The following is a 12,818-nucleotide window of genomic DNA, read 5'->3' as shown; positions in this document are numbered from 1 at the left end:
CTTTGTTATTTTTGATAAAGTCAAGGGCATACTCAAGGGAAGGACCCGCTCCTATGACGAAGGCAACAGCGTCTGATGGGACTTGCTTCTTTCCCTGATAGAGGGGTATCTCCCTTTTTATGTTCTCAAGGGTGTATTCCAACGACCAAAGCTCGTCCTGAAAGTAACCAAAACCTGCGATAGGAGATTTGTTGGAGGCAAAGAACTTTTTGGCACCTTCTACGAGAACTGGATCTTGCCTGTGCATGTATAAGTGAAAGTGGGTCAAAAGCGTGGGATTGTAGTATGCTATGAGGTGGTCTAAAAGCCCAGCAGCTAAAAGTTCTGGGTCTGTATGCAGATAAAAGCTGATTATTTTGTCTTTCCCATTGTATATGCTGAGCAGTTTTTCCCAGTCAAGGGTGTATAGGGTGGGTTTTATCAGCTCAACGTCGGTTTCCACAAGTATGAGCTGTTTTATATCGTAATGCTCGGTAAGAAAATCTATATGAAAACCCAGTCCTACACCAAAGACTAACACCGTACCGACACTTTTTTTCTCTTTGCACCGCTCAGCGAGTTCCGATGATATAAGTATTCTCTTTAAGTTTTCAGAAAGCCTCCCATCTATAGTATCTTGTGGGAATTCATATATATAAGAGGGTGTGCTAAAGGAGTTTGGAGTTTTAAGGTAAGCTTCAAACTGCCTTTTGGTGTTTGCGTATGCATCACCTCCGTAAAGGGATGTGCCGTTGATCAAAAGGTCCCACCTACCCAGCCAATAAGTTACCTGAGAGTTTATTTTTCCATTCAGGTTTAAAAAGTTATAAAAGTGGGGCGATACCTTCCGAATATACTCCAGGTTTTTGCGCTTTTTTCCCTCTATTTCAGAAGTCAAGTAGTGTGTAATAAACACGATCTCCTCCTTTCCCAAACCAGCACTGTCTTAACTCTCCGCTTGGGTATATGTAACACCTTCCCATGAGGGGCAAGTTTAACTTTTCCCCTGTTGAGGATGATATGCTTTTACCATCTCCCAAAAGCTCAATAACCTTACCTGTCTTCATGGCAAGATTCAAGTTTTTTAGTATAAAAGCCCTGAGAATGTCCTTCTCTCCAAAAAATTTTCTCTCAAGTGTGGGAAGCACAACGAGGGTAAGCATGGCTGTTATAGTGATAACTATGATCAGCTCAAGTAAGGTAAATCCCCTCATGTTAGGAAAATTATAAACCGAACTTTGACGGTTAGAGTTTACACATACTATATGAGAGCAGTCTTAAAATACTCCCATGAGAGATGAGGAACTGCTCGATCAGATAGCCAGAGGTGACGAGAAGGCTCTCAAGAAACTTATGGATCTTTACAAAAACAGACTCTTCTTCTACATTTACGGACTGCTTGAGAATTACGAAGATGCTCAGGAAGCTCTGATCGAAACCTTTTATCAGGTCTGGAGGAGCGCAAAAAACTTCAAAGGGAGTTCTAAGGTGAGTACTTGGCTCTTTGGAATAGCGAGAAACGTTAGTAGAAATATGCTCAGAAAGAGGATGAGGGAGATAAAAACGGTGGAGATCATGGAACACGACGCCATCTTTGAGGACCAATCTATAGATAGCGAGAGTGTAGAGCTGGTGAAGAAGGCTTTGGATAGGCTATCAGTTGCGCACAGGGAGGTACTTCACCTTGCCTTTTACGAGGAACTTCCCTATGAAGAAATAGCTAAGATTTTGGGCATACCTCTGGGTACGGTAAAGACGAGGGTGTTTTACGCAAAGAAGAGGCTTCTGGAAGTTATAAAGGAGCTTAAGGATGAAGAACTTAAAGAAAGCTTTTGAGGAGTTTTACAGGGGCAAAGAGCCAATTGATGCGCTTGATCATATCGTTTTGCTGAGGATAGAAAGGTACAAGAGGAAGAAGATCCTCAGATTGATGGTTTTGGAGTCTTTAGCTATCTTTCTCCTTCTCTCACTGCATATATACAATTATTTCAAACCCAAGGAATACACTACAATGGGTGTAGAGGGTGTGCAAGTAAAACTTGTAAAGGACGTGAGTTTCTTAAAGCTCTCTAAAGATCTTGAACTCGCAGGGTTAAGGATAGAGGGTCCTTACGAAGATAAAGTATTTCTGATCAAGGGTGAGGAAAAAAGGGCTAAAGACTTCATCAAAAAGTCTGACTGCTTCAAATTGATGTTACAATAATTTGGATGGATCTCAGATCCTTCATTATACCTGCCATAGACATAAAGGAAGGAAAAGTTGTAAGGTTATACAGAGGTAGTTTTGAGAGCGTCAAAGAGTATCCTCTGCATCCTGAAGAGGTAGCAAAACTTTTTAATGAGATTGGCTTTAAAAGGCTACATGTGGTTGATCTTGACGGAAGTCTTGAGGGTATGCCAAAAAACATAGAAACCATAAAAAAGATCAGGAGAGTCTTTTCCGGTCAGATACAGGTAGGAGGCGGTATAAGGAGCCTGGAGGTGTGTCAGGTACTTGACGATGAAGGTATAGATCTTTTCGTTGCAGGAACCGTTGCGCTGAGAGAACCTTCCATTTTTAAATCTATAGTTGAGGCTTTTCCGGATAGGATTATACTCTCCGTGGATGCGAAAAGGGGCAAGGTTGCTGTAAGCGGTTGGCAGGAAGAGAGTTCTTTGGGTCCGGAAGAACTGGCGCTTAAGTTTGAAAATCTCCATATATGGGGGTATCTATACACAAATATAGAGAAAGATGGGAGCCTCGAGGGTGTGGATGTAGATATATACCTGAAGTTTAAAAAATTTGTCAAGAAGCCTCTTCTTGCCTCCGGCGGGGTTTCAAGCCTTGAGGACGTAAAGAGGCTTTACGGTGTAGTTGAAGGTGTGGTAGTTGGAAAGGCTATATACGAAGGAAAACTGAACATCAAAGAGATTTAATGGCTTTACCCAAAACGCCGTTTACGAACTTGGCGGGTTCTTTGCCTGCGTACTTGATAGTTAGCTTCACGTAGTCCTTGATCACAGCCTTTAGGTTCTTTACACCTACAAAGAGTATCTCGGCTAAGGCAACTCTGAGTATGTTCCTCTCTATGTACCCCATTCTGTCTATTTCCCAATCCTGGCTCAGCTCCGATATGAGACCATCTATCTGTTTTGCCTTTTCCATGTATGTCCTTACGAGCTTCCTTATATACCTTCTGCGCTCAGGATGTTTTATGAGGTTTGAAGCTATGTAGTCTTCTGTTATATCTTCAAGTTTGTCCGCCTTTATGTCCCATTGGTAAAGAACGAGGAAGGCATCCTTTCTAGCCTTTTGTTTGTATATCATCTAAGACTTCTTAAGAGGTTTACCATCTCTATAGCCGAAAGGGCTGCCTCCCAACCTTTGTTTCCTTGCTTTGTGCCGGCTCGCTCTATGGCTTGTTCAAGGGAATCTGCGGTGATTATTCCAAAAGATACGGGTTTTCTTGTCTCAAGACTCACGAGAGCAAGTCCCTTTGATACCTCACTAGCTATATACTCAAAATGAGGAGTTTGTCCTCTTATTAGCACTCCCAGAGCTATCAGTGCATCTAAGTCATCTCTCAGAGCCATTTCCTTAACGATCAGGGGTATTTCCCAAGAACCTGGAACTCTCGCTATATGTATATTCTCTTCCGAACCGCCGTGCCTCATTATGCAGTCTAATGCCCCCTCTACTAACCTATCCACAAGCAAGTGGTTAAATCTGCTCGCTACTATACCGAACCTCACACCATCCGCTTTTAAAAGTCCTTCATACCTCTTCATAGCTAAGCCTCCAGTTGTCTATAAGTCTCGTATCACCTATCCAAACCGCAACGAGTATCCTATCACCTTCAGAAACTTCACCGCTTTTTATGTTAAATTCTTCATCCACTATCTCCACGTAATCTATCTTTTTAACGTGTGGATGCCTGCTTATGTAATCCTTTATTGCTTCTTTGAGGTCTTCGGCTTTCGTGTTTCCTACCTTAAAGAGCTTTTGAGCTATCAGAAAGGATCTGTATATGGAAAGTGCGGATTCCCTTTCGTTTTCCTTCAGATAGGTATTTCTTGAACTCAACGCAAGACCATCTTTGTCCCTCACTGTAGGTACAGGCACTATTTCAACCGGATAAGATAGATCCCTTACGAGTCTCTCTATGAGTTTTAGTTGTTGAAAGTCTTTTTCGCCAAAGTATGCCCTATCGGGCTGAACTATGTTAAAGAGCTTCAGGACTATCAGGGCAACACCGCTGAAGTGACCTGTCCTGAAAGCTCCCTCAAGTACGTTGCTTATCCCCTCCACATTTATTTCCACCTTAGGCTTTTGTGGATAAATCTCCTCATCTGTCGGGGCAAATACTATATCTACACCCGCTTCTTCACACATGGCGAGATCCCTCTCCAGATCTCTGGGATATCTTTCGTAATCTTCGCCTTTACCAAACTGAAGGGGGTTGACGTATATACTAACCACGGTTATATCGTTCTGAAGTTTAGACTTTCTCACAAGCTCCATGTGTCCTTCGTGTAGATATCCCATGGTTGGAACTAAACCTACGCTGTAATTGTTTTCCGCAGAATGTCTTAGATTCCTTATATAGTTTCTCACATCTTTGACTTTCCTGAACAAGGTAGGCATTTCATCTCTCCTTTGTGGGAGTAAATTATAACACATGTCCTCAAAAAGCAAGGTGATCGTACTAAGGAGACTTCTCGTGGGGGAGGAGGATCTTTTACTTAAGGTTTACGGTTGGGGTGGAGTGATGAACCTCTTTGTGAGGGAGGGCGCACTTGCGCAGAGCAGATATGCTGGTATTTTTGAACCCTTCAATGTAGTTGAACTCACCTACAGGCAAAGCGGTGAGATAATAATCCCCATAGATATAAGTAAGGTGAGTTTTCTGTCCTATTTAGCTTTGGAAAGTTACGAAAGATACCTGTGGATGTGCAGTCTCGCAGGTTTTTTTATAAAATGGGTGAGGTATTACGATAAGCAACTTTTTGAGGTATTTCTAAATTACCTCTCTATAAGGATCAAAAACGTTAGCATATTTTTTCTCAGGTTCAAACTGGATATTCTCAAAGCTATGGGGCTTTACAAAGAAATGATCTTTGAAGAAGACATAAGATCCGTTGTAAGAACTTTATCTGAGGGTAGAAAATTACTGCTTGAAAGGATGAAACTTGATAAAGAGATCATCAGTAAGATAGAAAAGATCATAGACGCTCACTTGGAAATGTCTCTATAGATAGACAGGATTTTTTGCACTATTATACTCGTGGATATATCAAAAGAGAACTCTATCCTTTCCACTCTTCCTCCGTAAGAGAGTACAAAGTCAGCACCAACTATATTCTCTATATTCCAGTCTCCACCTTTGACAAGTACGTGGGGCTTGATGCTCCTTATTAACCTTTCTGGTGTGTCCTCTTCAAATATCACCACGTAATCAACTGGTTTTAAGCTGTCCACAAGGTAAGCTCTCATCTCCTGTTTTATTATAGGTCTTTTATCTCCTTTTATCCTCCTTACGGAACTGTCCGAGTTTATGCCTACCACGAGTATGTCTCCTAACTCCTTAGCCCTCTTTAGATAATGGGCGTGTCCGGCATGAAGCAGATCAAAGCATCCGTTTGTAAAGACTATCTTCTTGCCTTTGGCTCTCTCTCTCTCCAAAAACTCTATTAAGCTTTCAAGATCAAGTATCATATCTTCTCAAAAGCATAGCAGAAGAGTAAACGCTTTCGTACTCTTTGGCGCTTTTTTCCCAAGAAAAATCTTTGGACATGCATCTCTTCACGAGCTGGGACCATCTTCTTGAGCTGTTGCACTTTTCCATTTCGTAATAAACCGCAGCTTTGAGCATAGCGTGGAGAAGTTCCTTAGGCTTGTACTCTTCAAAGGTAAAACCTGTACCTTCTTGGGGGTTTTCCACAACATCAATCACCGTATCTTTCAACCCACCTACCTTTCTAACTATAGGAACTGTGCCATACCTCATGGCTATCATCTGGGATATACCGCAGGGTTCAAAGAGGGAAGGCATCAGGAACATATCGCTTCCTGCATAAACTATATGTGCAAGTTCCTCGTTATACTCTATCCTGACTCTCACACTCTTGGGATACTTTTTCATGAACTCAATGAGCATGTTTTGATAAGTTTCTTCACCTGAGCCTAAAAATACAAACTCAAAGCCTTCTGCAACGGCTTCATCCATCATGCCCTTTATGATATCAAAACCCTTTTGAGCTGTCAGCCTTGATACCATACCTACAAGAGGTTTGTCCTGTGCATCGTCAAGACCGAACACATCTCTCAGATGCTTCTTATTTTGGTACTTCTTTTTCTTAAAATTCTTTATGCTATAGTGTACTTTTATGTACCTGTCTCTTTCAGGGTTCCATATATCGTAATCTATACCGTTGAGTATACCAAAAAAGTACTTCTTTTCTTTTATCACACCTTCAAGACCGTAGGCATTCTCCTTTAACTCTTCCGCATAAGAGGGGCTCACCGTAGTGAGAACATCGCAGAAAGTTATGCCCGCTTTTAAAAGGTTTATCTTTCCATAAAACTCAATACCACCGAAGGGATGGAAAACTTCCCAAGGAAGATTGAGTCTCGGCAGAAACATGCTATCAAAGATACCTTGATGCATAGCGTTGTGTATAGTGAAAACAAGGGCTACATTGTTCATATCCTGATAGTAAAGCTCTTTGTAAAGACCCAAGAGCGCCGTGTGCCAATCGTGTGTGTGTATCACATCTGGAGAGAGTGAAATCTGTCTCATTACCTCAAGCCCTGCCATACTGAAAAATCCCGATCTGAGCGCATTGTCTTCGTAATCACCTTTTGGAGGTGCATACACGTATTCTCTATGGTAATAAAGTGGATGGTCTACAAAGAGGTAACGGATACCTTCATACGTATCCTCATAAAGATTAAAAGCTTTCCACTCGTGGTCTATATAAATTTTAAGGTTTTCCCTCACCTTTTTAAGATCTGCCTTTATCTTTTTGTGAAGTGGGGTGATCACACTCACTTGGTGTCCCAATCTTACCAATGTTTTTGAGAGTGAGTGTATCACATCCCCCAACCCACCCACCTTAAGGTAGGGTGCGCTCTCAAAAGCTACCATAACAACTTTCATAGTAACCCCACTTTTTGAACTAAAATTATAGCATGGAGGATGCTCTGAGATTATTCTTGAAAGAGGACATAGGAACCGGGGACATAACAACTGAAAGTATCTGCAGGGGCGAAAGGGTCAGAGCGGTTATAAGGGCTAAAGATGAGGGAATTCTTGCAGGTATGCCCTTTGCGATAAAGGTGTTTGAACTTTTAGGAGGTGTTGGAGTAATAACTTCAAAGATGGACGGTGTAACTTTTAAAAAAGGGGACGAGCTTCTGGTAATTGAGGGTTCTGCGGAGAGTATTCTCAAGGGTGAGAGGCTCGCTCTAAACATACTACAAAGGCTTAGCGGAATAGCCACGCTGACACGGAAGTTCGTTGAAAGGCTTGAAGGTACACGAATTGAGATCCTTGATACTAGAAAAACTACACCGGGATTCAGGATCTTTGAGAAATACGCGGTGCGTGTGGGTGGAGGTAAAAATCACCGGTTTGCCTTATATGATATGGTTCTCATAAAAGATAATCACAAAAAAGTAGCGGGTAGCATAACCGAAGCGGTAAGAAGGGTCAGGCAGGTCGTCAGTCCCGCCTATAAGATAGAGGTGGAAGTTGAAAATATAGAAGAACTCAAACAAGCCTTAGATTGCGGTGTAGATATAGTTATGTTGGACAACTTTACACCTGATGGTGTGAAGGAGGCTGTAAAAGTAGCTAAAGGCAGTGTGAAGTTGGAGGTTTCTGGTAACATAACGCCTGAGAACATCACTCTTTATGCGATTGAAGGCGTAGATTATATCTCATGTGGTTTCATAACCCATTCGGCTCGCTGGCTTGACATGAGCCTGAAGATAGTTTAAGACATTTTTATGAGGCTTCTCCTTGTAGAAGACGATAAAAGCTTAGGAAGACTTATAAAAAGAGGATTAGAAGAGGCTGGCTATACCGTAGATTGGGTCTCTGACGGAATCACAGCGGAAGAATATATAAAAAGTGTAGAATATAAAGTGATCATTTTAGACCTTATGCTTCCTAAAAGGGACGGTTTTGATCTTCTAAAAATAGCACGAGGTCATGGAATTAAAACTCCCATAATAATACTTACTGCACGAGGTGCTACAGAAGATAAGGTAAAAGGTCTTGATTTAGGTGCTGATGATTATCTTTCAAAGCCTTTTGCTTTTGAGGAGCTTCTTGCAAGAATAAGAGCTTTAATAAGAAGGTCTTATGGTGTTTTAGAAAATAGGGTTTCTTTTTCTGATGTAGTTGTAGATCTCAACACTCACCGTGTTTTTAAAAGTAATAGAGAGGTACAACTTACCCACATGGAATGGAAATTAATTTCCTTATTGGTTTTAAACCTGGGCAGACCTTTGTCTAAAACATACCTTAATGAACAGCTTTATGGATGGAATGCTTTTCCAGATAGCAACGTAGTAGAAGTACTAATAAGCAAGTTAAGGAAAAAACTTGACCCAGAAGGAAAGTATATAAAGACAATAAAAGGTTATGGATATCTTTTAAGTAATGAATAGTCTCTTTGTAAGGGTTTACATTATCTTTTCTATACTTATATCCTTAGCCTTTATATCTCTTTATGTCTTTGTATCCTACACTTTACAACAGACTTTGAATGAAGAAATAGAGTGGTCCTTAAGGACTTCCTGGCAGTCTATAGCTTCGCTTATACAGGAAGATGGTGGTTTCCAGTACGATGAGGAAGTTTTTTCAATTTTCCGTAAAGGTTCCGGAAATTACCTTTTGGTAAAGCAAGGAAACAGGGTAGCTGAAATTCAACCTGATGAGTATGTTTTAGATTTTCCTCAACGCTATGGCTTTTATACCTTTGAATGGAAAGGTAGACTAATAGCAGGCTTTATAAAATCTTATGAAGGTTATACCATAGGTGTTTATAGAGACGTAAGCGAAAAACGATCCTATAAAAACACCTTGCTTAAAAAGTTTACCTTAGGTTGGTTTTTGCTTCTAATCTTGTTTCTTCTTTTGTCCTACGTCCTTTGGTTCCTGTCTTTGCGGAATATAAGAAAGCTTGCAAAAAGCATAGAGATAAGTACGCCAGAGGAGTTAAAGCCCATCAACATAAAACTTCCCTCTGAGTTTATGCCTCTTCTTAATTCCTATAACAAACTTATAGAACGATTAAACGTGTATATCCAAAATCAAAGACTTTTTCTGTATCACCTTTCACATCATCTAAAAACCCCACTTTCTGTAATAAGAACTGCGGTAGATCTTGCCTTCAGACAGAACAGGAAAAAAGAGGAACTTTTAAACCTCCTTCTAAACATAAGAGCTTCCGTAGAAAAGGCTTTGAAGATTACAGAAAAGATGCTCTTTCTTTATAGGCTTGAAAGCAAAAGCCATCAAACCAATCTTGAAAACTTTAACTTAAAATTACTCATTGAAGAAGTTTTAGATGAACTTTTGCCCCTTATTGACAAGAAAAACCTTACTGTAGACGTAAAACTTGATGATGTTATTTTAGAGGCAGACAAAGAACTTGTTTATTCCATACTAATAAATCTTGTAGAAAATGCGGTAAAGTATAGTCCCATTGGTGGTAAAATTGAGATCACTACGAATAAAGGCTGTCTATATATATCTGATAACGGACCTGGAATACAAGAAGAAGACATGGAAAAAGTTTTTGAGCCTTTCTATAGAGGTTCCAATGTTCTGAGTCAAGAAGGTTCAGGCTTGGGCCTGAGCATTTCAAGAGCCATAGCACAGCTCTTTGGGTGGAAGATTTTACTTGAAAACAAAAGAAATGGCGGTCTTCTCGTAAAGGTGTGTTTTTCAGCTTAGGTTAAGCTAACCTTCAGATTTCCTTAAGGTGCTGGTTCTAATCTAAATAGTAGGTTAAAAACTTTAAGGAGGTGCAACCATGAAGAAGCTCCTACTTTTAGGAGGACTTTTAGCAGGCTTTACGCTTGCCATTGCAGAGATTGAAAACACGCTACCAAACCCTAAGCAGGCTAAGATAAGCCCTCAGGAAGCGACAAGTTCTGCAAAGAGCCAAGTAGGTGGTGATGTTTTAGGCTACGAGCTTGAGGATGAGGACGGAAGGCTGGTCTATGGCGTCAAGCTTATAAAAGATGCGGAAGAGTACGATGTAAAGGTAGACGCCAACACGGGCAAGGTGCTAAAGGTGGAAAAGGAAGAAGAGGAAGAAGATTAAAAGCTAAGGGAAACGCACCACTTGAGGAGAGTTATAGGCAGAAGGGCAGGCTTCCTTTATGCCTCTATAAACGTCAGGAGGTTTAGCCATGAAGGTATTTGAAGCTGTGGAAAAGGATGAATGGCTATTGAGCAAAATACCGGAGATCACTTTACTTTTTTGGCTTTTGAAAATCGTAGCCACTACCCTTGGCGAGACCTTCGGAGATTTCCTATCTATGAGTTTAGGATTGGGATATGTGCATAGCTTCTTTATAAGCTTTGTAATTTTTGTGACACTTTTAGTTTTACAGCTATACTCAAAGACTTACAGTCCGCCCATTTTCTGGTTTTCCATAGCTTCTACTACTGTGATGGGAACGGAAATTTCAGATGCCATGGATAGAACCTTTGGACTTGGATACCTTTTGGGAAGCCTCATACTTTCTGCGGGTCTTTTCTTGACGCTTTTTGTGTGGTACATGAGATATAAAACGATAAACATCCGCCCAATGAACGAACCACTAAAGGAGGTATTCTTCTGGACAGCGGTGGTTTTCTCTAATAGCTTGGGGACTGCTTTTGGAGACTTTCTTACGGATAATATAGGTCTCAGCTACATAGAAGGGGCTATAGCTACAAGTTTAGTAATAATCTTTGTGTTTTTATTACATCACTTTACAAAACTAAATAAGACTTTGCTGTTCTGGGTAGCTTTCATTTTTACCAGACCCTTTGGAGCAACCTTTGGGGATCTCCTGACAAAGCCACACAGTATGCATGGGCTTGCTTTAGATAGACTCACCTCTTCTTTGGTGGAGTTATTCGTTTTTGTCTTACTCCTTATTATGGAATATTTGAGACACGAAAATAAACGGATTTTAAGCAGGCACGGGGAACCATAGACTCCAGAAGGCATTGCCGAGAATCCAAACTCTTACACATTTAAAGTGGTTTTTTTAAATATGATCTAAATCATTGTCAAAAATAAAATTAGGTATAAATTAAAAAACACAAAATATACTTTGAGGTTAGCACATGAAGTACATAAACCTCTCCATAGCAACCCTGATAGAGCAAGACAGGAGGGAAGATTTAACGCTTGCCTACTTTGGTGGCTACTACGAGGAAAATGCCATAGAAATAGAGGAAGATATAGAAATATCTGACCATTTTTGGCTTATTGATAATGACGATATCCGATATTTTATAAATCCTTCAAAGGTAGCCTTCGTAGATGCAGATGATGAGGCTGTTCTTATAGCCTTTGAAGGCTTTTACTTTGACGATGAGGAGGAAGAGATAAAGGGTGCGTTAGTTTTTACTGCTGAGGAAGACCCACAAGCCTACAGGCAAGCCTACAGGCTATACAGCAGGTTAATAAAAGGGGAGATGCGTTAAAAAGTTAGGGTAAAACCTTTTAATAAGCCTTAAAAATCTTTAAAAGGAGGTGGTATTATGCCTGAAGAGTTTGAGAGGGGGCTTAATGTAGTCCTGTCGGAGATTGACAAGGTTATGGAAGGTCTTTTAGAAAAGGGGCAGTACAGAGTATGGATTCCTATACTTTCTGGGCTCACGGTCATAAGCGAGGTAGGTTATGGGAATCTACTCCGCCATCTTATAGATGGGCATCCCTTCGGCATCATAAGCGCAGAGGTGGGTTGGACTATTACAAACCTCTTAAAGGAAGAAAGTACAGAAGGTGAAAAGATAGCAAAGGCTGTAAGCAACAAGCTAAAGAGTTTTAACAGAGAAAGAACTATAAAGCTCATAAAGGACATAAGAAAAGCTGGATATGTGGCAAAGCCTCTTATAAGGTTTGGTCTAAATTATGTAGTTAAAAACAAGGAGTTGGGCTGGCTTATATACGTGCCTGAGTTTTACTTCGTGGTGCTTCCTGGAAAAGCCTACAGAAAGAAAAGGGGAGAGTATAAAAACCAAGACTATGAAAGGCTACAGGAGTTTCTCCAAAAATGGGCTTATGAATACGACCAAAAAAGCTATGTTATATACAGGGGAGACCAAAATAAGGTGTGCCTCTATAAGGTCTATAGACCCTTAGAAGGTAGAAGGCTCGTGCAGTTAGCGGTTGGATATCAAACTTGGATAGAATACCTTAACTATAAAAGGTGTGCTTATAGACTTTGGAAGGAGTGGGAGTATATAATACCCGACAAGAAAGAAAAAGAAGAAGCTCCAGACATAGTCCTATACCTGAGTAGCATGCCAAAGTCTAAGGGTCTTGAAGGTTGTAGAGGATACTTTTTAAAGATGGATTCAGTAAGTTCCAATTATGACTTGGTTATAAAACTTGAGAAGAAGCTCTATGTTTTTGCCACCTTTTACGATATACCTCTTGCTGGCATGGAAGCTCTGCGAATAGCCTATTTGAGGAGAGGGCTTGGCAAAGATGTGGTGCAAGCCATGCATTACCTAAGCGGTAAGCTGGATGGATACATAAACTTTTGGGAAGGCTATGAGTATGAAGAAGACTTGGTAAAACTCTTAGAAAAAAGGCATAAGCTCTCGGAGGAGGCTTAA

18 protein-coding genes are annotated in these 12,818 nt (G+C 40.6%); 11 read left to right on the top strand and 7 right to left on the bottom strand.

Annotation, left to right across the window (positions count from 1 at the left end):
- Both ABWK04_03455 and ABWK04_03450 read right to left on the bottom strand, forming a co-directional pair.
- The coding region (locus ABWK04_03455) for a DUF115 domain-containing protein (protein MEZ0360942.1) at positions 1-895 on the bottom strand (895 nt) is incomplete at its 3' end.
- Positions 867-1,193 carry a type II secretion system protein gene (locus ABWK04_03450; GenBank protein MEZ0360941.1) on the bottom strand — a complete coding sequence of 109 codons (327 nt, stop codon included), beginning with the start codon at positions 1,191-1,193 and terminating at the stop codon, positions 867-869. The genes ABWK04_03450 and ABWK04_03455, both read right to left, overlap by 29 nt.
- Before the next feature lie 76 nt (positions 1,194-1,269).
- On the opposite strand from ABWK04_03450, the gene ABWK04_03445 reads away from it, so the two are divergent.
- Genes ABWK04_03445 through hisA form a run of 3 tightly spaced genes read left to right on the top strand, consistent with a single transcriptional unit; the run spans position 1,270 to position 2,895 of the window.
- Positions 1,270-1,815 carry a sigma-70 family RNA polymerase sigma factor gene (locus ABWK04_03445; protein ID MEZ0360940.1) on the top strand — a complete coding sequence of 182 codons (546 nt, stop codon included), beginning with the start codon at positions 1,270-1,272 and terminating at the stop codon, positions 1,813-1,815.
- A complete protein-coding gene (locus ABWK04_03440; protein ID MEZ0360939.1) occupies positions 1,790-2,182 on the top strand; it encodes a hypothetical protein in 393 nt (130 codons plus the stop codon). Before ABWK04_03445 ends, ABWK04_03440 begins: the two co-directional genes overlap by 26 nt.
- 5 nt (positions 2,183-2,187) lie before the next feature.
- Positions 2,188-2,895, top strand: coding sequence for a 1-(5-phosphoribosyl)-5-[(5-phosphoribosylamino)methylideneamino]imidazole-4-carboxamide isomerase (gene hisA, locus ABWK04_03435; protein ID MEZ0360938.1), 708 nt, complete (start codon positions 2,188-2,190; stop codon positions 2,893-2,895).
- Here hisA and nusB read toward each other — a convergent pair.
- Genes nusB through panC form a run of 3 tightly spaced genes read right to left on the bottom strand, consistent with a single transcriptional unit; the run spans position 2,882 to position 4,603 of the window.
- The gene (nusB, locus tag ABWK04_03430; protein MEZ0360937.1) at positions 2,882-3,286 is read right to left on the bottom strand and encodes a transcription antitermination factor NusB; all 405 of its coding nucleotides are present in this window, start codon (positions 3,284-3,286) and stop codon (positions 2,882-2,884) included. The two genes, hisA and nusB, sit on opposite strands and share 14 nt — an antisense overlap.
- Entirely contained in the window at positions 3,283-3,747 is a 465-nt protein-coding gene (gene ribE, locus ABWK04_03425) for a 6,7-dimethyl-8-ribityllumazine synthase (protein ID MEZ0360936.1), read from the bottom strand. The genes nusB and ribE overlap by 4 nt, the downstream gene beginning before the upstream one ends.
- On the bottom strand, positions 3,734-4,603 hold the full coding sequence (gene panC, locus ABWK04_03420) for a pantoate--beta-alanine ligase (protein ID MEZ0360935.1): 870 nt from the start codon (positions 4,601-4,603) through the stop codon (positions 3,734-3,736). The genes ribE and panC overlap by 14 nt, the downstream gene beginning before the upstream one ends.
- Positions 4,604-4,637: 34 nt before the next feature.
- Here panC and ABWK04_03415 point away from each other — a divergent pair, with 34 nt between their 5' ends.
- Positions 4,638-5,213: a recombination protein O N-terminal domain-containing protein gene (locus ABWK04_03415; GenBank protein ID MEZ0360934.1), complete on the top strand. Its 576-nt coding sequence runs from the start codon at positions 4,638-4,640 to the stop codon at positions 5,211-5,213.
- On the opposite strand, the gene rfaE2 is transcribed toward ABWK04_03415, so the two are convergent.
- Positions 5,192-5,674 (bottom strand): D-glycero-beta-D-manno-heptose 1-phosphate adenylyltransferase, encoded by a 483-nt coding sequence (rfaE2, locus tag ABWK04_03410; GenBank protein MEZ0360933.1) that lies wholly within the window; start codon positions 5,672-5,674, stop codon positions 5,192-5,194. The two genes, ABWK04_03415 and rfaE2, sit on opposite strands and share 22 nt — an antisense overlap.
- Positions 5,664-7,118, bottom strand: coding sequence for a glycogen/starch synthase (locus ABWK04_03405; protein MEZ0360932.1), 1,455 nt, complete (start codon positions 7,116-7,118; stop codon positions 5,664-5,666). Before ABWK04_03405 ends, rfaE2 begins: the two co-directional genes overlap by 11 nt.
- Before the next feature lie 32 nt (positions 7,119-7,150).
- Here ABWK04_03405 and nadC point away from each other — a divergent pair, with 32 nt between their 5' ends.
- The 7 genes from nadC (at position 7,151) to ABWK04_03370 (ending at position 12,818) form a co-directional block, all read left to right on the top strand.
- Entirely contained in the window at positions 7,151-7,960 is an 810-nt protein-coding gene (gene nadC / locus ABWK04_03400; GenBank protein MEZ0360931.1) for a carboxylating nicotinate-nucleotide diphosphorylase, read from the top strand.
- A gap of 9 nt (positions 7,961-7,969) precedes the next feature.
- Positions 7,970-8,635: a response regulator transcription factor gene (locus tag ABWK04_03395; protein MEZ0360930.1), complete on the top strand. Its 666-nt coding sequence runs from the start codon at positions 7,970-7,972 to the stop codon at positions 8,633-8,635.
- Positions 8,628-9,926 (top strand): HAMP domain-containing sensor histidine kinase, encoded by a 1,299-nt coding sequence (locus ABWK04_03390; protein MEZ0360929.1) that lies wholly within the window; start codon positions 8,628-8,630, stop codon positions 9,924-9,926. The genes ABWK04_03395 and ABWK04_03390 overlap by 8 nt, the downstream gene beginning before the upstream one ends.
- 79 nt (positions 9,927-10,005) lie before the next feature.
- On the top strand, positions 10,006-10,299 hold the full coding sequence (locus tag ABWK04_03385; GenBank protein MEZ0360928.1) for a PepSY domain-containing protein: 294 nt from the start codon (positions 10,006-10,008) through the stop codon (positions 10,297-10,299).
- A gap of 88 nt (positions 10,300-10,387) precedes the next feature.
- Positions 10,388-11,182 (top strand): hypothetical protein, encoded by a 795-nt coding sequence (locus ABWK04_03380; GenBank protein ID MEZ0360927.1) that lies wholly within the window; start codon positions 10,388-10,390, stop codon positions 11,180-11,182.
- 133 nt (positions 11,183-11,315) lie between these two features.
- Entirely contained in the window at positions 11,316-11,678 is a 363-nt protein-coding gene (locus ABWK04_03375; GenBank protein MEZ0360926.1) for a hypothetical protein, read from the top strand.
- Positions 11,679-11,735: 57 nt separating this feature from the next.
- Complete coding sequence (locus ABWK04_03370) at positions 11,736-12,818, top strand: hypothetical protein (protein ID MEZ0360925.1); 1,083 nt, start codon at positions 11,736-11,738, stop codon at positions 12,816-12,818.

Source organism: Hydrogenobacter sp. (genome assembly GCA_041287335.1).
GTDB lineage: Bacteria > Aquificota > Aquificia > Aquificales > Aquificaceae > Hydrogenobacter.
The sequence above is the reverse complement of the archived record's forward strand: the minus strand, read 5'-3'. Positions and strand labels throughout refer to the sequence as shown.